Origin of the sequence: Bacillus sp. 3a (genome assembly GCF_017161885.1) — a bacterium.
In the GTDB taxonomy this organism is placed as follows: domain Bacteria; phylum Bacillota; class Bacilli; order Bacillales; family Bacillaceae; genus Bacillus; species Bacillus safensis.
The window spans coordinates 2458795-2477385 of sequence record NZ_CP067376.1; the positions used below are offsets into that span (position 1 = coordinate 2458795).

General features: G+C 37.9%; 20 protein-coding genes and 1 pseudogene. 1 reads left to right on the forward strand and 20 read right to left on the reverse strand.

Features of this window, described 5'->3' with window-relative positions:
* Positions 1-417: 417 nt before the first annotated feature.
* The 13 genes and pseudogenes from JJ692_RS19315 to spoVK form a co-directional block, all read right to left on the reverse strand.
* The gene (locus JJ692_RS19315; RefSeq protein ID WP_206534480.1) at positions 418-597 is read right to left on the reverse strand and encodes a hypothetical protein; all 180 of its coding nucleotides are present in this window, start codon (positions 595-597) and stop codon (positions 418-420) included.
* Positions 598-631: 34 nt separating this feature from the next.
* A pseudogene (locus JJ692_RS12520) lies at positions 632-1065 on the reverse strand (terminase large subunit domain-containing protein); the annotation flags it as partial.
* On the reverse strand, positions 1062-1580 hold the full coding sequence (locus JJ692_RS12525) for a phage terminase small subunit P27 family (protein ID WP_087978146.1): 519 nt from the start codon (positions 1578-1580) through the stop codon (positions 1062-1064). The gene JJ692_RS12525 and the pseudogene JJ692_RS12520, both read right to left, overlap by 4 nt.
* Positions 1581-1806: 226 nt before the next feature.
* Positions 1807-2172, reverse strand: coding sequence for an HNH endonuclease (locus tag JJ692_RS12530; protein WP_087978147.1), 366 nt, complete (start codon positions 2170-2172; stop codon positions 1807-1809).
* 1066 nt (positions 2173-3238) lie between these two features.
* The gene (locus tag JJ692_RS19320; RefSeq protein WP_481747501.1) at positions 3239-3493 is read right to left on the reverse strand and encodes a BA5345 family protein; all 255 of its coding nucleotides are present in this window, start codon (positions 3491-3493) and stop codon (positions 3239-3241) included.
* A gap of 534 nt (positions 3494-4027) precedes the next feature.
* Positions 4028-4417 carry a DUF4145 domain-containing protein gene (locus tag JJ692_RS12535; RefSeq protein WP_206533835.1) on the reverse strand — a complete coding sequence of 130 codons (390 nt, stop codon included), beginning with the start codon at positions 4415-4417 and terminating at the stop codon, positions 4028-4030.
* 485 nt (positions 4418-4902) lie between these two features.
* Positions 4903-5796 (reverse strand): TIR domain-containing protein, encoded by an 894-nt coding sequence (locus JJ692_RS12540; RefSeq protein ID WP_087978151.1) that lies wholly within the window; start codon positions 5794-5796, stop codon positions 4903-4905.
* Between the two features lie 214 nt (positions 5797-6010).
* A complete protein-coding gene (locus JJ692_RS12545; protein ID WP_087978152.1) occupies positions 6011-6232 on the reverse strand; it encodes a hypothetical protein in 222 nt (73 codons plus the stop codon).
* 237 nt (positions 6233-6469) lie between these two features.
* Entirely contained in the window at positions 6470-7804 is a 1335-nt protein-coding gene (gene glnA / locus JJ692_RS12550; protein ID WP_044330392.1) for a type I glutamate--ammonia ligase, read from the reverse strand.
* A 60-nt stretch (positions 7805-7864) separates the two neighbouring features.
* A complete protein-coding gene (locus JJ692_RS12555; RefSeq protein WP_025093274.1) occupies positions 7865-8275 on the reverse strand; it encodes a MerR family transcriptional regulator in 411 nt (136 codons plus the stop codon).
* 91 nt (positions 8276-8366) lie between these two features.
* A complete protein-coding gene (locus JJ692_RS12560; protein WP_044330410.1) occupies positions 8367-9647 on the reverse strand; it encodes a methionine gamma-lyase family protein in 1281 nt (426 codons plus the stop codon).
* A 6-nt stretch (positions 9648-9653) separates the two neighbouring features.
* The gene (gene hflX, locus JJ692_RS12565) at positions 9654-10925 is read right to left on the reverse strand and encodes a GTPase HflX (RefSeq protein WP_073205654.1); all 1272 of its coding nucleotides are present in this window, start codon (positions 10923-10925) and stop codon (positions 9654-9656) included.
* 121 nt (positions 10926-11046) lie between these two features.
* Positions 11047-12006 carry a stage V sporulation protein K gene (gene spoVK, locus JJ692_RS12570; protein WP_024424083.1) on the reverse strand — a complete coding sequence of 320 codons (960 nt, stop codon included), beginning with the start codon at positions 12004-12006 and terminating at the stop codon, positions 11047-11049.
* Between the two features lie 320 nt (positions 12007-12326).
* Here spoVK and JJ692_RS12575 point away from each other — a divergent pair, with 320 nt between their 5' ends.
* Positions 12327-13085, forward strand: coding sequence for an N-acetylmuramoyl-L-alanine amidase (locus JJ692_RS12575; RefSeq protein ID WP_024427042.1), 759 nt, complete (start codon positions 12327-12329; stop codon positions 13083-13085).
* Positions 13086-13152: 67 nt separating this feature from the next.
* On the opposite strand, the gene JJ692_RS12580 is transcribed toward JJ692_RS12575, so the two are convergent.
* The 7 genes from JJ692_RS12580 to hfq form a co-directional block, all read right to left on the reverse strand.
* On the reverse strand, positions 13153-13770 hold the full coding sequence (locus JJ692_RS12580) for a hypothetical protein (RefSeq protein ID WP_206533836.1): 618 nt from the start codon (positions 13768-13770) through the stop codon (positions 13153-13155).
* Positions 13771-13858: 88 nt separating this feature from the next.
* Positions 13859-14839 carry a class 1b ribonucleoside-diphosphate reductase subunit beta gene (nrdF, locus tag JJ692_RS12585; protein WP_024424085.1) on the reverse strand — a complete coding sequence of 327 codons (981 nt, stop codon included), beginning with the start codon at positions 14837-14839 and terminating at the stop codon, positions 13859-13861.
* A 17-nt stretch (positions 14840-14856) separates the two neighbouring features.
* Positions 14857-16959 carry a class 1b ribonucleoside-diphosphate reductase subunit alpha gene (gene nrdE, locus JJ692_RS12590; protein ID WP_044330425.1) on the reverse strand — a complete coding sequence of 701 codons (2103 nt, stop codon included), beginning with the start codon at positions 16957-16959 and terminating at the stop codon, positions 14857-14859.
* Positions 16919-17311 carry a class Ib ribonucleoside-diphosphate reductase assembly flavoprotein NrdI gene (gene nrdI, locus JJ692_RS12595; protein ID WP_008360380.1) on the reverse strand — a complete coding sequence of 131 codons (393 nt, stop codon included), beginning with the start codon at positions 17309-17311 and terminating at the stop codon, positions 16919-16921. Before nrdI ends, nrdE begins: the two co-directional genes overlap by 41 nt.
* A gap of 265 nt (positions 17312-17576) precedes the next feature.
* Complete coding sequence (locus JJ692_RS12600; protein WP_003212415.1) at positions 17577-17789, reverse strand: hypothetical protein; 213 nt, start codon at positions 17787-17789, stop codon at positions 17577-17579.
* Between the two features lie 79 nt (positions 17790-17868).
* Positions 17869-18189 carry a YmzC family protein gene (locus JJ692_RS12605; protein ID WP_206533837.1) on the reverse strand — a complete coding sequence of 107 codons (321 nt, stop codon included), beginning with the start codon at positions 18187-18189 and terminating at the stop codon, positions 17869-17871.
* A 162-nt stretch (positions 18190-18351) separates the two neighbouring features.
* Positions 18352-18573, reverse strand: a complete 222-nt coding sequence (gene hfq / locus JJ692_RS12610; RefSeq protein ID WP_024424088.1) for an RNA chaperone Hfq — start codon at positions 18571-18573, stop codon at positions 18352-18354.
* Between the last annotated feature and the right edge of the window lie 18 nt (positions 18574-18591).

Genomic DNA, 18591 nt, shown 5'->3' on the forward strand with positions numbered 1-18591 from the left:
TATGAATATACCCAACAAAGAAGTCATTAAGATCATCATACTCACTATATTCGTTCTAATTTGAAGGAAAATACCTAAACCAAATAACATATAAAATAATCCAAATATAATGCAAATAGCTTTTTCTTTTTTGCCCTAAGTTCTAATAATGTCTTTTCTCTCTCAAGGCGTTTAAGATCAGGTTTTTGTATCACTCCTCATAGTCTCTCAAATTTAATGTATTATCCATTTTAATAACCTCTTTACTTTTAATATAAAGTAAAGATATCACAAAACAGAATGAATATATAATAATTTTTAACATTACATACATTAATTTCATGTTAAATAATTCTCTCCTCTTCTAATCTCTTCTTTTCCTCAGCTGACAATCCTAGAATAACAGGATCAACCACAGACCAACCGCACAATGACAGTTCACTCTCTCTTTTGGAGAAAGTCTTGTATCTCTCGGAAACATACAACGCTCTCACTTTCTGGTATCTCAAATTCTTCATCGAGAGGAATGATCGTGCCGTCTAGCTTTCTATTAGAATTAGGAGCAATGCTTTTAAATTGCTTTAATGTCTCTTTAAAAAAAGAATCCCTGATCTTCATGTTCATACTCTCCTTGCCTAATAAGCACTACCTTAATCTTGGCTTGCTCTGCTTTTGTTGCACCTATATAGACCTCAGACATGTATTCGTCATTAGCGAATGCCTCAAACGCCCCCACACAAGCAAGGCTTTGTGTCTTAGCATTTTTACGGCCAACTTGCCAGTAAGCTTTTTTGAATCTCCTGTATCCCGTATCTTTATGTACCCAACCGTAAATATTACCAAAAATAAAAATCTGAATCGGTTCAGGTACAATATTTTCTGACCCTTTGTATGTTTAAATTGTGTCATCCAGAATAGGAATCGTCTTGCCTTCTCGTCATCAAAGAAATAAGGGAAATCTGCTCTTCCTTCTCTTGCAATATCTTTTAAAAAGCGTTCACAGGCCCATTGGTGTTTTTGACACGCCAAAATTTCCCCTGATATAACATCACGGGAATAACCAATCATAAATTGTTTAATTGTCATACATTAAATTCCTTTTCCGCTTCCGTCTTTTCTCTGATCTCCTGTGTTTTAGTGATTGCTAGTTTTGCACGGGCTGATGGAGTAAGACCAAAATCATTTGCAGCTGACTTCATTTGATCAAAGAAGTTCTTTTGTCTTTTCAATAATGGGTGTTCTTCTCCAGCATCATATATCGGTTGTCCCAAATTATCTCTGCCTATGATTTCTTTATTTATCATGATTCCATCTTCCTCTATCACCTTAGTAATAGAAATATATTGAGAATAGGCATTACAATAGGCGGCCAACATGCTGATATCCGCCTCCGTAATGATGTCCACTTCTTTTAATAACTCAGCAATCCGTTTAAATTCTTTCTTGTCGACTTTATCCAACCACGTTGGCGGTTTTATATTATCAGATCGCATTTTCATTTTCTTCTCATGCTCAGCCCGGGCGGCCAGCTCTTCCGTATTCTTTTTATTTGGGTTGCCCTGTATCAATTGAAGCGTCGCGGATTTTGCAGGCCTCGGCATGTCCTCACCTCATTTCACATCAAAAAAGTTGCATTTTTTGCTTGTTTTTTTCACCAAGCAGATACGATGGAATTAACAATAAAACCAGTCGCACCAAGCCCTCTCGGCATTTTCGCCGAGGGGGCTTTTCGTGTTTTTGGAAACTTTGAAAAGCGGTGTTTGTTTGCAGACGACGGCTCACCGATCTTCACGAAGCCGTTTTATAGGGATTTAATGCCGGGGGGTACTATGACCCTCGATTGCCATGAACCTTGTTGTGACAGCTATTACACAAGCTTTCGAGGTTATTTAAATCTAATCGTTTGTTCCAATCCTGTTTTAGCTCCACTATGTGATGAACCATGACAGCAGGAACGACACGATCTTGTTTTAAACAGCTTTGACAAAGGTAATTGTCTCGCATTAGAACAAGTTGTCTTGTCTGTTTCCATTCTCGTGATTTATAAAAACTTGTTGCTTGTTTATCTCGAACATGTTTGTTGTAATATTTCGCTTCTTGCTGCTTAGCATCAACATGAACAGGACAATAACCATCCCTTGTTAACTCCCTACACACTCGCACTATACATTCTCTCAATGGTTTAGGCCGCATCATCGACTCTCCTAAATTAAAGTTTAATAAAAAAACACTTGAGAAACCAAGTGTTTTATAAAAGATATTTAATTATTAGTGTCAAATATCATAGTTAAACATGAAGTCCTTCTCTGTCATAATTTCCAATATATTATTATTTGTCAATTTTAACATCAGGCTTTACATACGAGTAAAGTTCCGATAATCCATATTCTAAATTTGCAATTGACTTTGGATACCCACTTCTTTAATTTAATTTCTTTCAATATAGATAAGTAATTATAATTTTCTTTAGTAATTCCATAATCACTATCCTCATCCTTCAACCTGAAAAGTCCAATATCGGTAGTAATCAAGGGTAGCTTAAATTTAATAATATAATGTCGATATTCGTTATTATTTCAATCTTTTCAATTTTTCATCTTTAAAGAGTTTTGCTAAGTTAAAAAAGTATCTCAGGTCTGTCTCTTGTATACCCATCATATGTAAGGACATCATCATAAGTTAAAATCCATTAATCTGAAAGTCATTATACAATTTATGTATTACTCCGTTTTTAAACTTTTCTTCTTCATTAAAAGAATAACTGTCATTTCTTATACTTATATCAATTTTGTCTCCCTTAAATAAAATGTATTTTTCTTTAGTATTAATTTGGATATTCTTATTTTCTAAATATTTCTTTAATGGTGTTTCTTGTGTAACAACTTTTGTAAATTAATAATTCCTTTTTCCCTTAATTGATTTGGCAATTATCAATACTGGCAGTACTATGTAAGCTCACCAATTCAATATCTTTTTAATAATTGATCATCTTGAATCGTAAACTCTTTCAGAAAATCTATAACATCTGCATTTCTATTTCTTGAAATAAAATCTAAAATATTATTCTCAGAAACATCTAAAAATGTTGATAGAGATAATTGTGTTATTATAATCAGTCATGTCATAAATCATTATTGATACCCTCTCTTCACATTGAGAATCTTTGAATTCTTTATTTAACATTGTATTCAAAACTTCCCTTGAATGTAGTTTAGATTCGCAGAATAATAATTGAAATTCAACAATACAATAAGTATGATCATATCTGCAAAGCTACTAAAAAATCAATCCGAAGCGGAATCGAAGATATTCCAAATATATAAATAGCAGACAATATTGTAAAGAATAAAGACAATAAGTGACTTACAAAAATAGTTCCTAGCCCATGGACAGTTGATAATAGATATCTATATCTTCCAACAATATAGGTGCGTTTTTCTTCATTCAGTTCTAATAGGTTCCTATGCCATAAGTATTCAAAATAAAAATAATCCTTATTGCTATTATCCCCCAATTTTCTGGTTTGGGAAAATCATCTACCTCTTTGAGAGCATTTTCAAATACATGTGTTTTATTTGTAATCCAGTTTAACGCAAAATATAATTGGTGAATTATATAACCTAATGCTACGCCGAACACTCCTAAAGAAATAAATACACACTACTAATTTTCCCAGATCAAAAAATTAAATTTTGAAAGGATTTCATTATAGTAAAGTTGAGACCAAAAGTTACTATCCAAAATATTAACATCCATCCAGGTATGCCCCATCTTATTAAATATTTTGTTCAAAATTCAAACAATCACCTCCTACCTTTATATCGGCAAAAGATAACAAATAACACCGTTGGCAAAAATAAACGACTTCCTAAACGGAAGCCGCTCTCAATTTATTACCTAATACCATCATAACTGCTCTCAGACAAAATCTTTGCCAGATCGTGCCAAAATATGCCAAAATCAGGTTTTTGCCATCTTAACAGGCATTCATATGTAATCCTTAATAAAAAATTTAAAAATGTTACAATTTCTTCTGCTAATTTTTGATCTAGATGGAATTTTGCGTCGCAATATTACCTGCTTTTCTAATGGCATCAACCCAACCCTTACCTTTTTTAGGAATAATACCTTCATTCTGAAGATAATCCACATAGACCACAAAACCTTCCCCTTCTTTTGCACCTGAATCAACAGCTATATTCATTAATAGCTTTCTAGCTAATAGTACTCCCGCCGTATACAATTTATGAGACATACAATCTCTTATCTCTATGTAGACTTGTTCAATTTCTTTTGGAAGATGCTCCATATGATTTCCATATCGTGGTGAAGGGATTTGAATCCAACCATTTTTCAATTCAAAGTAAGTAGGTCTGTTGCAATTAGGACATATATAAATCTTTCCAAGCTGAACCCCATCAATGCCACTATCTAACACACAAGAATAACCTACATCTGGAGCAACTGTGGCATCACAGTGGGAACAGTGATATTTGCGTGGCTCCATTTTATCAAGATCAATCCATACACCGTATAAAATATTTAATCACCCCTTTTTTTAAAAGTTTAACATATCCACACAATCCACCAATTAACCATATCCAATATTGATAGTATCTGTAATGCGCTTTGTTCTCACTCTTGTATCTCACATCTTTTGTTTTCCTTATCAGCATAGCCCTAGTCCTTCATACAATAGCGTTGTTTTAAGGACATTACATAGCCACATTCCATGAATTCACTTCTCCTTTTTTATTTAATTTAAGCTGCCCCTGCTTGTTAGCCGCTATTTGATATTGAAGACAGACAGGAATGATTTACAGAAAATAAAAAAGCACCTCCTCATGGCGCTTTTTTTATAAACCTAAGTTTAGGTTAGTCTTCTTTTCAATACTCATTTATTGTGTTTTTATTAACTGTATATTATTCTACTAAATCATGGAGTCCTTTTTTATAAAGCGGCCTTCTCGCAACTACTTCTCTTTCTAAATAATTTGTTACCCTACTTAACGCTTTGGAAATTTTCGTAATTTCGCTAGATAAGCTAATTAAAAATTCATCCTCTGCTTTCTTTGAATTAATTTCACTAAGAAGATATCGAAGTTCTTCTTCAGAATTACGTAAATCCTTTATTGCATGAATTGATATTGAATTTGCTGGTTTATATTTTTTTAAAACATATTGCAAATATTCAGCGGGTAGCAATTGTTCTGGATCCTTAAGTAATCTTTCTTGGTTTCTAACACTACCTAGTATTTCTTCAAGTATTTCATTAGAAGTAGAAGTGTCCTGTGGCTCTTTTGGTTTAATGCTTTGATTAGCATCTCCTTGATACTTACTAATTAACTGATTTATGGACTTTTCAAGATCAGGCCACCATTTTTCAAAACTCATGTCCACAACATTATCAGGGAGAGCATTTTCTTCATTAGCACTATTAATATCTTTGACTAAATCTTTTACCTCTTTTTTATTAAAAAGAGTTGTTTGAAACTGACGAAGTGGTCCTTTATCAAGGTCTGAATTTTTCATGTCAATCAAAAGAGTCCAAACGTGTGAATTTTCTAAGGATTTCGATAATGCTCCAGCTTCAAAATTAATCCATGGTGCACCTATATTTTCTTTAGTTACAAAAAATACACCGTGGGCAGACTCTTCAAGATTCTTCGCAATCTCATGCCCCCACCGTGATCCTTTTTCTATATCCTCTGAAGAAAGAAAAGGTTTAACAAATTGTAATACTTGTGGAATCCATACACTAAATTCTGTTGCTACATCTTTGCTCAAATTACCAGACCAACTAAGAAAAACTTTCATACTTTCACCCCGATAAACAAATTAACAAGCAATTTTTATTATCGGTTAAATTTTAAGAATTTCAATATTTCGCGGAATTTGTCGAACGAAATACACTCTCTTATAAAAGCTTCTCAATCAACCTATCGCATAATACAATATTAAGCTTTTTTCTGTCATGCTGCGCCAATATTACGCCAATAAAACGCCAAAATAAAAAGCACCCTTAGGATGCCTATTTCAAGAGTTCTATTAATTTATCTCTTTTTTCTTTATCTAGCATATGATTAGTTTTAAGCCATGCTCGCATTAATAAATACATGCCGTCAGTGTTTACACCGATTTTCTTGTCATCACCTTGTTTATAAAGAATATCCACGTTTCCGTTTTCTTGAGTTATTGTAAAAAAAGGTTTTTCCGCAGTGTTGTGAATGCTAAAGTGATTTTTGTTCCACATTTTATCCCCTCCCTCTTTTTTATCGGCAGAAAGTGAACGTATGATACTATTTGCGAAAAATGATTTTATCTATTGTCTGTTTATTCACGATCCTAGGTATCATCAATTGTGGAGTTAAATTCATAACTTCAAATTTTTTTGGTCATATTTTGGTCAAGAACCAAAAATATTGTTCCGTTCATTTTTTGACCAAAATAAAAACCCCCTGAAGCCAATGGCTCCAAGGGGTTTTTATTATTAATACTGAGACATATACTGATCGCGTTCCCATGGGTGTACTTGAGTTCTAAACATATCCCATTCAATTTCTTTTGATTCGATGAAGTGCTCGAATAGGTGATCGCCTAGTGCGTTGATCATGACTTCGTTTGATTTTAGCAGCTCGAGTGCTTCTGCAAGTGTTGCAGGAAGGTCAGAGATGCCGTTTTCAAGGCGCTCTTCTTTGTCCATGACATAGATGTTTCTATCGATTGGTGCTGGTGCGTCTAGTTTGTTTTTGATTCCGTCTAGACCTGCTGCAAGTAATACGCTTAGTGCAAGGTATGGGTTTGCAGATGGGTCTACGCTGCGCACTTCTACGCGTGTGCTGATGCCGCGTGATGCCGGGATACGGATCAACGGGCTGCGGTTTTGTGCACTCCATGCCACATAGCAAGGTGCTTCATAGCCAGGTACAAGACGCTTGTAAGAGTTTACAGTTGGGTTTGTGACCGCTGTAAAGCTTGTTGCGTGCTTGACGATACCTGCGATAAAGTGTCTAGCAGTCTCGCTTAATTGTAAATCTGCTTTTTCATCAAAGAATGCGTTTTTACCATTTTTGAATAATGATAGGTTACAGTGCATACCAGATCCGTTTACACCGAACAATGGTTTTGGCATGAATGTCGCATGAAGACCATGCTTTCTCGCAATGGTTTTGACAACGAGTTTGAATGTTTGAATGTCGTCACAAGAACGGATCGCGCCTGCATATTTGAAATCAATTTCGTGCTGCCCTGGTGCTACTTCGTGGTGAGATGCTTCAATTTCAAAGCCCATTTCTTCAAGCTCTAGCACGATATCACGGCGGCAGTTTTCGCCTAGATCTGTTGGCGCAAGGTCAAAGTATCCGCCTTTATCGTTTAGTTCAAGCGTTGGCTCGCCTTTTTCATCTAATTTAAATAAGAAGAATTCTGGCTCAGGTCCAAGGTTGAAATCACTAAATCCTAGTTCTTCCATTTCCTTTAAGATACGCTTTAAGTTGTTACGCGGGTCTCCATCAAATGGTGTCCCGTCTGGCTTATAAATGTCACAAATAAAGCGTGCAACTTTACCTTTTTCTGCTGTCCAAGGGAAAATAACAAATGTGTTTAGATCTGGGTATAGGTACATATCTGATTCTTCGATACGTACGAATCCTTCAATAGATGAACCGTCAAACATACATTTGTTATCGAGAGCTTTTTCTAACTGGCTCACAGGAATCTCAACATTTTTAATCGTTCCGAGAATGTCTGTAAATTGCAGACGGATGTACTTTACGTTTTCCTCATTTACTAATTTTACGATATCTTCTCTTGTGTACTTTGCCATTTCGTAAAACTCCTCCCCTACAAAAGGTAAAATGTGTATAGCAATGCTTTTGCTAATTGGTTAACGGAAGAACCTTGACATATCCCCCTGCCTAAAGGTCGTTCCTTGTTGGAAACGTCCAGCCTGAATGAGTTCTTTCTTCAGTAGCTTCCTGAGTTCATCATCTGTCAAGTTGTGCTTAGCTGTAGCTTTTTCCTCCGTCTTTGTATCAGACGATGGATTTTCTGCCTCAGCTTTGGCAAAAAGTTTTTTGATTCCTGCCATGTTTACACCTTGTTCGATGAGGTTTTTAATTTCTAGTAATTTATCAACATCATGAAAAGAAAATAATCGGCGATTTCCATCACTTCTTGCTGGAAATACTAAACCATTTTCCTCATAATAGCGAATTTGTCTTGCAGATAATTCTGTTAGCTGCATGACAATCCCAATTGGGAATAAAGGCATTGAGCGGCGAATGTTATCACTCATCTCAACTGTCTCCTCCTCTTTGCTTAAATTTATTATATGTCATGTTATATTATGTGTCAACAAGATGTTAGGAATATTAACATGGATTTTTTTATTGAGCAGGCACTTCAATAAAACCCTGTTCCAATAAGGCATCGACAGCACTGCAAATTGCATTTTTCACATGGGCATACGTGAGTCCGCCTTGAACGTAGGCAGTATAAGGCGGTCTGATCGGACCATCGGCTGATAATTCAATACTGGCTCCTTGTACAAACGTGCCCGCTGCCATAATGACATCGTCCTCGTAGCCTGGCATATAGCTTGCATGTGGTGTGACGTGACTATTAATAGGAGATGCATACTGGATTGCCTGACAGAACGCAATCATTTTTTTAGGATCCCCAAATTCGACTGATTGAATCAAATCCGTTCTTTTCGCATTCCACGCCGGGTTTGTTTGGAATCCGAGCTTCTCAAGAAAACGAGCCGTAAACACTGCGCCCTTTAAACTTTGAGCTACAACATGCGGCGCCAAGAAAAAGCCTTGATACATTTCTTGGAGCGCATACAGCGATGCACCCGCTTCACTGCCGATGCCTGGAGATGTCATTCGATAAGAGCAAGCTTCTACCCATTTTTCTTTTCCTACGATGTAGCCGCCTGTTTTGGCAAGGCCTCCGCCTGGGTTTTTAATGAGTGAACCGGCCATGAGGTCAGCTCCGACATGACACGGCTCTTGTAATTCAGTAAATTCACCATAACAGTTATCTACGAACACAATGATTTCTTCATTAATCTCTTTCACAAATGAAATCATTTGCTCAATTTCTTCTATAGTAAAGGATGGTCTTGACGCATAGCCTTTTGAACGCTGGATACCGATCACTTTTGTTTTAGAGGAAATCGACTCTTTTACTTTCTCATAATCGACGGATCCATCTTGTCGTAAATCAATGGCTTTGTAGTCAATCTGGAAGTCTTTTAATGAGCCTGTCCCTTCTTTCCCGCGAATCCCGACAATTTCTTCTAGCGTATCGTATGGTTTTCCCGTCATATAGATCAATTCATCGCCAGGTCTCAGCACACCAAATAAGGCAATGGAAATTGCGTGTGTACCGGAAATAATTTGCGGACGCACAAGCCCGCTTTCTCCGCCGAAGACATCCGCATAAATCTTTTCTAATGTGTCTCTCCCCATATCATCGTAGCCATATCCAGTCGTCGGATTAAAGTGAGAGTCACTGACTTTGTGCTTTCGATAGCTTTCAAGCACCCGCCACTCATTTTGTTCGCTCGTTTGATCAATTTGCTGATGCACGTGTAAAATCTCTTGTTCTGTTTCTGCTGCTGCTTTTTCTAAAATACTGCCGTGTTTTAATGTGTGAAACATCTTGATTTAATTCCTTTCCAACATATACTTCTTGATTTGACCTAAAATGCTCTGATCCTCACCACTATATCCGGTGATGTCATATATCTCTGCTTCTTTTTGAAATTCTAGTGATTCCACAAGCGTTTCTGATTTTAATGCGGAAATGAGCTTGCCTTCATGCGCTGGAATCTTTACATGATATGGCTTTAAAAAGGCTTTTTTCAGCTCGGCCATAATATCCGCTTTTAACCTTTTTACATCTTCTTTGCGCTTAGCACTGATTAAGATGTGGCGATGCTTTGAAGATGGGATGAAATCTGGTCTAATTTGATCTTCCTTGTTATAAACAGTCAGCATCGGAATACGATCCGCTTCTAATTCTTCTAAAAGCTCATGAACCGTTCGTTCGTGCCCTTCATAATCCTCATTAGAAGAGTCGATGACATGAAGCAAATAATCGGCTTCCTTCACTTCTTCAAGGGTGGAACGAAATGCGGCAATCAGTGTGGTCGGAAGGTCTTGGATAAAGCCAACCGTATCCGAAATGAGCACACTGTAGCCAGATTCTAATGTCATCTTACGTGTCATTGGATCAAGTGTCGCAAACAGCAGGTCCTCTTCATGACTATCTGCTTCTGTTAATTGGTTAAACAAAGTTGATTTTCCGGCATTCGTATACCCGACAATGGCAATTTGGAACACACCATTTTTCTTTCGGCGCTCCCGGTATCTTGTTCGGTGTTCTTTGACTGCAGATAACTGCCCGTTAATTTCATGAATGCGGTTTCGAATATGGCGTCTGTCTGTTTCAAGTTTTGTTTCACCTGGACCTCTTGCGCCAATTCCGCCCCCTTGTCTTGAAAGGCTGATCCCTTGTCCACTTAGTCTCGGCAAGGCATACTGAAGCTGGGCAAGCTCTATTTGCAGCTTCCCCTCTCTTGTACGGGCTCTTTTTGCAAAGATATCTAAAATCAATTGTGTACGATCAATAATTTTTACATCTAAAGCAGTCGCCAAAGCTTTTAGCTGGCTTGGAGAAAGCTCGTCGTTAAAAATAATGACATCACATTCGAGTTCCTCGCAAAGCACCTCAAGTTCTTCTACTTTCCCTTTACCGATATATGTTGCACTGTCTTGTCTATTTCTCTTCTGCGTCATCACGCTGACAGCTTCACCGCCAGCCGTTTTAGTTAAGGAAGCTAATTCTTCCATTGAGTATTGAAAGCGTTCATCCGTTACATGCGGCAATTGGCAGCCGACAAGGATCGCTTTTTCAGTCATTTCATGTTCATTCAACGTTAGTTGTTTCCTTTCTGTACTTAAGTTTTCAGTAGTACCATCATACCAAACACATCACACGTATACCACTATTCGGATGGTTTATTTTAGTGACTCTTTATAAAAAGGATACGCCATTTCAAGAAGGCGTATCCTCTTTCATTTGAAGATCGTGACTTTTAATGGTCAGCAGATCTTTTTTATCATAATGATCCACAAGAAGCAGTCTCATCGCCTGGGTTCGTATGGCTTTTTCAATGGTGTTTCGCACAAACCGGCCGTTGCTGAATTTTGCCGGGCTTGTGGTACTTTTAATGTGCATTAAATAATCCCGCAGCTTCCATTCGGCTTCTTGTGTAAATACATATTCTCTGTCTGCCATCATTCGTTTTGCAATATCCATGAGCTGATCAACTGTATAATCAGGAAAGCTGATGTTGATTGGAAATCTTGATTGCAGGCCGGGGTTTAAAGAAAGAAAATGATCCATTTCCTTGGAGTAGCCAGCAAGAATGAGAATGAATTCGTGCTGTTTGTCCTCCATATGTTTTACAAGGGTATCAATCGCCTCTTTTCCAAAATCCTTTTCTCCTCCGCGTGCAAGAGAATAGGCTTCGTCAATGAACAAAATACCACCTAGTGATTTTTTAATTAAATCCCTTGTTTTTTGCGCTGTATGACCAATGTACTCACCAACTAGATCACCGCGTTCTGCTTCAATTAAGTGACCCTTTGAGAGCACATTCATTTCAAAGAAAAGCTTCCCGACAAGTCTTGCAACTGTGGTTTTTCCTGTGCCAGGATTTCCTTTGAACATCATATGAAGCGCTTGTTTTCCTACCTTTAACCCTTGTTCCTGCCGTTTTTGATTAACAAAAATCCAAGCATAAATCTCTTTTATGTTTCGTTTCATTTCATCCATACCGACAAGGCTGTTCATTTCACGCTCTATTTCCCGTAAGATGCTGTGTTTTGCCTCATTTTTCTGCAAGGCTTCTAGGTATTCTGCCTCTGAGTCTGCATCAACCAATACTTGCTTTTGTCCGTTAAGTATAATATTGATTTGGCCGTTGTTTTTATATGTGACAGCTCGCTCCAACGTATTCACCTCTCGCTCTTCTCTCTTTATTCTATTCGGGTGGAGCTGTAATCGTGACAATCGCCCGCTTAAGCCCAAGTTTGCTGTCAAAATGACCCGAGATACCGAATATTGTAGGGATTTCTGCGGTTTCCCAGGAAATGATGTGCTATTTCCATTGTATTCATCCCGTTTGGGCGGACAAACCAACAATTTGCTTTTTCTTAGAAAAATGTAGCTTTTTAATCACAAATGATGCAGAAAAGAGTCTCAATGATTTCCGCATTTTGTACAGGCAATTCTTCTATTTTCTCATAAAATAAAGACGAGGTGATGAATAGATGGTGAAAATTTTTATTGATCCTGGCCACGGAGGAACAGATTCTGGAGCTAGTGCTAATGGACTTTTGGAGAAAAATATAACACTTCAAATCGCGCTTTTGTTGAGAGACATTTTGATTAGTGAATATGATGGGGTTTCCGTCCGCTTAAGTCGTTCAACTGACCAATCCGTCACTTTGTCCCAGCGTACGAATGCGGCAAACAGCTGGGGGGCAGACTATTTCGTGTCTATTCATATTAATGCTGGCGGGGGGACAGGGTTTGAAAGCTATGTGTATCCTGGCGTTTCAGCACCGACCACCACGTATCGCAATGCCCTTCATGATGAAATTGTCCGCTCGGTTGATTTTGCTAACCGCGGCAAGAAAACTGCGAACTTCCACGTTCTTCGAGAAACTTCTATGCCCGCTATTTTAACAGAGAATGGTTTCATCGATACAGCAGCTGATGCTAATAAGCTCCGCAACGCAACCTTCCTTCAAGGCATCGCTCGCGCTCATGCGACTGGTCTAGAAGAAGCCTTTCAATTGAAAAAAAAAGCAAGTAATCTTTATAAAGTGCAGGCAGGAGCTTTCAAAGTGAAAGCCAATGCAGATGAATTAGCAGCAACACTTAAATCCAAAGGCTTTGACGCGTTTGTTGTATTAGACGGCGGTATGTTCCGAGTGCAGGCCGGGGCTTTCCGTACAAAGCAAAATGCAGATGATCTCGTCGCAAGATTGAAGCAGGCCGGTCACGACGCATTCGTTTTCCAATAAGCTGAAGCTGTTGTAACGAAACAAACCGGCTCAAGTCTTCTGCTGAGCCGGTTTGTTGTGTATTCATTTACGCTAAGATGTTAACGACAAATTGAGACCATGTTTCAAGACGATCGAAGTATTCAGGCTTTTTCAAATCGGCTGCTTTCATCCATTTTCCTGAGATTTGATCTGTTTCTTTTACTTCCACATGAGCACCCGGAGATAGCTCAAGCGCTGATAACAGTCCGATGTGCACACGGCCGACACTGTTGTCATCGTCATTGATTAAACCAAGGGTTTTCATTTCAAGTTTGTCTTCTTCTTGAATAGAAAGTTCTTCGTCCAGCTCACGATCTGTATTTTCTTTTAGAATCTCAGCAAAGTTTTTTCCTTCGATGAAATTCATATGCCCCCCAAAGCCAAGAGATAACTTATGATGTAAGCGAGTCTCTCCTCCGCCTTGAAGTCTTTCGTATACATACACTTCGTCCTCACGCTTAATCACGACATAAGGAATTGGCTGCTTGAAGTCAGGATTTTCTTCTGCATCGCCTCTTCGCATTTGCTCGAAGTGCTCTTCGATTTCTTTCATAATGGTGCTGATTGTTTTCTCTTCACTGTTCACACCATTAAACGCAAGTGTTTCGTTTTGAAACACGCGTACGCGTGGTGCTACTAAAATGATTTCGTCCATTTTTCCCATGTTCGGTAACCTCCAGTATGTAACTATCACATTGTTAGAAATGGCAAAAAGCCAAAACGAGTGATGCGTTTTGACTTTTACGCTTTCCTTATGATTCATCTCCAAAGAAGAAATCGTCATCTTTTAACGGCTCAACTGTTGCTTTTTTGTAGCCGTTCCCTTTCATTGAGAAGAAGTCATGCGACTTTGTTTTTGTATTGAGTCCATTCAATACAATAGGGTTGATCTCTTCTTCTTCAAAGTAAGGGGCAAATCCAAGGTTCATTAACGCTTTATTGGCATTGTAACGAATAAACTTTTTCACATCATGCGATAAATTGACTTGGTCATAAATATCTTCAGTGTAATGAAGTTCATTTTCATAAAGCTCGTTTAAAAGGTCAATAGAGAAATCATATAGCTCTTTTTGCACGTCAGGTGTTTGTTTGTTGTAAATTTCTTGTGCTAATAATCCAACGTACACACCGTGAATCGCTTCATCACGCAAAATTAAGTTGATGATTTCACCGCTTTGCATGAGCTTTCCTTGTCCATAGAAATAAAGCGGGTAGTAAAAACCACTATAAAATAGGAAGCTTTCTAAATAAACAGAAGCAACCATTGCTTTAAAGAGAGAAATAGGATCGTCTTTTTGAATCGAACGGTATAAACTGACAATCATATCTGCTTTCTTTTGCAGGAATTTATTCTTCTTGACCCATTCAAACACTTCACTGATCGTTTCAGTTGGTGCGAGTGTCATGAAGATATTTGAGTATGATTTCGCATGCACCGCATTTTCCATCATTGCCATAAAGTTGAGTACAGCTTTACGCTGATGGCCGTCCACATGTTCAGCAACAATCGGCATCCCTGTATTTCCTTGTTCTGTATCAAGTAAAGTCAGTCCAGCAAGTACCTTCATATACGTATCTCGCTCTTTTTCACCTAAATATTTCCATGTTAAGAGATCGCCGTTTAAGGAAATCTCTTCTGGAAGCCAGAACTGCTTTACATTTTGGTTGTAAAACATTTGTGTAAAATCGTCTTCGTGTTTTGACCAGTTGGCTGCATCATAAATTTTTGTCACGTTAAACTCTCCTTTAATCAAACAACACAAGAAAGACAGCCTTCCTGCCCTGTATCCTTCGTTCTTGCATAATAAAGTGTCTTAATGCCTTTATGGTGTGCATAAAGATCGATGCGGTTTAAATCACGCGTTGTCATCGTATCTTTTAAGAATAGTGTAAAGCTGATTCCTTGATCGACGTGCTGCTGAATCGTTGCAATCATATCGACCACTTTAAACATGTCCATATCGTATGCTTCTTTATAGAAGAACCAGTTTTGTGCTGAAAGACCTGGCATTGGGTAATAAGTTTTACTGTTGCCGTATGTTCTTTCTTCGATACGTTCCATAATTGGCATCACAGAGGCTGTTGCCGATTGAACATAAGAAATGGAACCTGTTGGTGCAATACATAAACGATAGCTGTGATACATGCCATGTTCCGCTACAAATTCTTTGAGTGCTGCCCAGTCTTCTTTTGTTGGAATGTGCATGCCTTCAAATAGTGCTGCTGCTTTTTCTGTTTTTGGTGTGAAATCATTCTCCACGTATTTATTGAAGTACTCACCAGTTGCGTAGCCAGAGCCTTCATAACGATGGAATGTTTCTCCTTTTTCTTTTGCAATCTCACTTGAGCGTTTAATTGAATAATAGTTCACCATCATAAAGAACGTATTTGCAAAATCTCTTGCTTCTTCACTTTCATAGGCAATTTGGTTTTGAGCTAAATACCCGTGAAGGTTCATCGCACCGAGTCCGATTGACTTCATCGCTTTGTTCGCTTTTCGAACAGCTGGTGCATTGCGAATGTCTGTTGTTTCAGACACAAGCGTTAGTGAGTCTGTTGCAAGTTTGACTGTTTTTTCGATCGATTTGTTTTTCATGACATTCATGATATTTAATGAACCAAGGTTACAAGAAATATCAAGGCCGATTTCATCTTCTTGATCATAGTCCGTGTAAGAAGAAACCTCTGAAGCCTGAAGCACTTCTGAGCAAAGGTTTGAGAATTTCACTCGTGAAATATGGTTCAAGGCATGCTCTCTGTTTACATTATCTTGGAACATGATATATGGATAGCCTGATTCTGAGCGTAGAACAGCCAATTTTTCAAGAAGCTTTCTCGGATTGACTTTTTCTTTTTTGACTTTCGGGTTTTCTACAAGCTCGTCATACATTTCTTCCATGTCCATCTCATCAAGATGCTGTCCATATTCTTTATAGACTGTATGCGGATAGAAGGTGTAGGCTGTTTTATCTTCTCTAGCAAGCTCGATAAATTTATCCGGGATGACGACTCCGATGGATAGTGTTTTCACGCGAACATCTTCATCGGCAGAGATTTTTTTCGTATCTAAGAAATCATTGATATCTCTGTGGAAAATATTCAAGTAGGCGCTGCCTGATCCTTGTCTTTGCCCCATTTGATCTGCATATCTGAATGCATTATCAAGAAGCTTCATCACGCCGACGACACCTTTTGTCGCGTTTTCGACATCTTTGATTGCTTCGCCTTTTGCACGAAGTTTTGACAGGTTCAAACTGACGCCGCCGCCTAATTTTGACAGCTGCATGGAAATATCAATCGCTCTTGAAATATCGTTTAGTGAGTCATTTACTTCAAGCAAGAAGCAGCTCACAAGCTCACCGCGTCTTTTACGTCCGGCGTTCAAGAAAGTTGGTGTACTTGGCTGGTACTCTTGATTGATCATCAGTTCTACAAACTCAAGTGCTTTTTCTTTATCTCCACCCGCAAAGAAAAGTGCTACAACTGAAATGCGGTCTTCATAGCGTTCAAGGATTTTCTTTTTATCATTTGTTTTCAGTGCATAGTCATTGTAAAACTTAAACGCACTCATAAATGATGGGAATCTAAATTTTTTGGCATATGCAGCTTCAAAGACTTCTTTAATATCTGCCATGCTGTATTGTCTTAAAAATTCTTCCTCATAGTAGTCGTTTTCTATTAAGTAATCAATCTTCTCTTCTAGATTGTGAAAAAAGACCGTGTTTTGATTAATGTAATCTACGAAATAACTATGTACAGCTTCTTTGTCCTTATCGAACTGAAACTTTCCTTCTTTTTGAATCATAATTTCGTTATTTAATTGTATCCACTTTGGAACCTGATTTTGTGACAATTCTTTCTACCTCCTGTGTAAACAATTCAACATCCCTTTTTGTTCCGCTTAGTTCAAAGGTGTGCAAAATAGGAACTTGATATTGTTTAGAAATCGTATCGGCGCTTTTTGCAAAATTATCTCCCCACACTTTGTTGCCACTCACCGCAACACCTAGTAAAAGGTGAGCATTTTTCTCTAAAAAGGACTGAGTGGTACTAGGGACTTGTCCAAATCCTGTCGTAAAGGTGACGAGAATAAACGGCGTATCCAAAAACTCTTCTCCAGTCAATTTTCGTTTGTCTGTAAAAGGGGTCTTGTCCAAAAAGCGTTGAACATTTCCTGTTTTTGAATCAAATACGATTTGAATCAATTCCATCACGACCTAGTTTTTAGTATTGTTGATCATTTCGTTATTCACTATATATAGTATACTATGTTTTTTCAAAACACAACATATAGATGTTCGAAACGAAAAAAATCAACCAACCCGGCCGAACCTTCATAGCCGAACTCGTACGTTCAAATAAATAGAGCAGAACAGGATCTAAAAATAGACTGCTCTACTCCCTATTCAACTGAAACCGAAATCTATCATAACACGAAAAAAAATCGCTTAGTAGACTAGACTTTTTGTTTTATTTTTTGTAGGCATCGCACTGTAAATCTTCTGACACTTCTGTAATTTCCACTTCAACACCTAATTCTTTTAGCACCGCTTCAAGCGCAGAGACGATTGAAGCTTCTCTCACTAATTCTTTCCCATTTACAGAAACGCTTGTTCCATATTCGAAACAGGAATCGTCTTCACAAGTTTGTTCCCAATGATTAATTTTAATTTTATGTGTCATGAACTCATCCTTTTCTGTCTAGATGTCTGATGCATGATTATAGTGTAGCGGCTTCACATTCATTTGTAAATTTACGTGCTTACTCTTCTTCATCAAGGTCATCATCATATTCTTCGTCGTCCCATTCATCTATGTATTTCGTTGTAACGAGAGTCAGCTCTCCTTCTTTTTCATCAAATCGGTACACATGTACTTGATCATCTTTCACAACAGCAAAATGATTATTTTTTAGTGCAGCAGATGATGGTAAAACGCCATCTGCATTTTCATGAGAATGGTTATTCCAATTTTCTTGTCTCGTTTCAATGTTTGAGATAGCGCACGATCCAAACAAGACAACAATTCCAATCAAAAGGAGGATCACTCTAATCCTTCTTAATTCAAGCTCTGCATTTTCCATATGAATCCCCTCACCCTTCTAATATCCAATAAGGAATGATACGGAAAATTGGCAGAAAAGTTTCATTGCATGCAAAATAGCCCCTCTGCACTGACAAAAAACGTAGCGGGTTCCGGCCGGTTTATTCGCAGAGGCATGGGGCTATTTTAAATACAACATATCCTATTCTAATTCTAGATTTACATTCTTTTGAGGTGCAAATGTAGAAATGGCGTGTTTATAAATAAGCTGCTGCTTCCCTTCTGTTTCAAGCAGCACCGTGAAATTGTCAAACCCTTTCACTTGACCGCGAAGCTGAAAGCCATTCAGCAAGAATACTGTGACAAATGTATTGTCTTTGCGGATCTGATTCAAAAACTGCTCCTGAATATTAATCGGTTTCATGTTTCGTCCTCCTTGATT

What these genes read in the sequence shown, in the direction of transcription:
- JJ692_RS12545 (WP_087978152.1), bottom strand. Translation starts at nt 6,232, where the DNA reads ATGTGGAACAAAAATCACTTTAGCATTCACAACACTGCGGAAAAACCT.
- JJ692_RS12605 (WP_206533837.1), bottom strand. Translation starts at nt 18,189, where the DNA reads ATGGAAAATGCAGAGCTTGAATTAAGAAGGATTAGAGTGATCCTCCTT.
- glnA (WP_044330392.1), bottom strand. Translation starts at nt 7,804, where the DNA reads ATGGCAAAGTACACAAGAGAAGATATCGTAAAATTAGTAAATGAGGAA.
- JJ692_RS12580 (WP_206533836.1), bottom strand. Translation starts at nt 13,770, where the DNA reads ATGGGAAAAATGGACGAAATCATTTTAGTAGCACCACGCGTACGCGTG.
- JJ692_RS12555 (WP_025093274.1), bottom strand. Translation starts at nt 8,275, where the DNA reads ATGAGTGATAACATTCGCCGCTCAATGCCTTTATTCCCAATTGGGATT.
- JJ692_RS12575 (WP_024427042.1), top strand. Translation starts at nt 12,327, where the DNA reads ATGGTGAAAATTTTTATTGATCCTGGCCACGGAGGAACAGATTCTGGA.
- JJ692_RS12560 (WP_044330410.1), bottom strand. Translation starts at nt 9,647, where the DNA reads ATGTTTCACACATTAAAACACGGCAGTATTTTAGAAAAAGCAGCAGCA.
- JJ692_RS12540 (WP_087978151.1), bottom strand. Translation starts at nt 5,796, where the DNA reads ATGAAAGTTTTTCTTAGTTGGTCTGGTAATTTGAGCAAAGATGTAGCA.
- hfq (WP_024424088.1), bottom strand. Translation starts at nt 18,573, where the DNA reads ATGAAACCGATTAATATTCAGGAGCAGTTTTTGAATCAGATCCGCAAA.
- JJ692_RS12600 (WP_003212415.1), bottom strand. Translation starts at nt 17,789, where the DNA reads ATGACACATAAAATTAAAATTAATCATTGGGAACAAACTTGTGAAGAC.
- JJ692_RS12525 (WP_087978146.1), bottom strand. Translation starts at nt 1,580, where the DNA reads ATGCCGAGGCCTGCAAAATCCGCGACGCTTCAATTGATACAGGGCAAC.
- JJ692_RS19315 (WP_206534480.1), bottom strand. Translation starts at nt 597, where the DNA reads ATGAAGATCAGGGATTCTTTTTTTAAAGAGACATTAAAGCAATTTAAA.
- JJ692_RS12530 (WP_087978147.1), bottom strand. Translation starts at nt 2,172, where the DNA reads ATGCGGCCTAAACCATTGAGAGAATGTATAGTGCGAGTGTGTAGGGAG.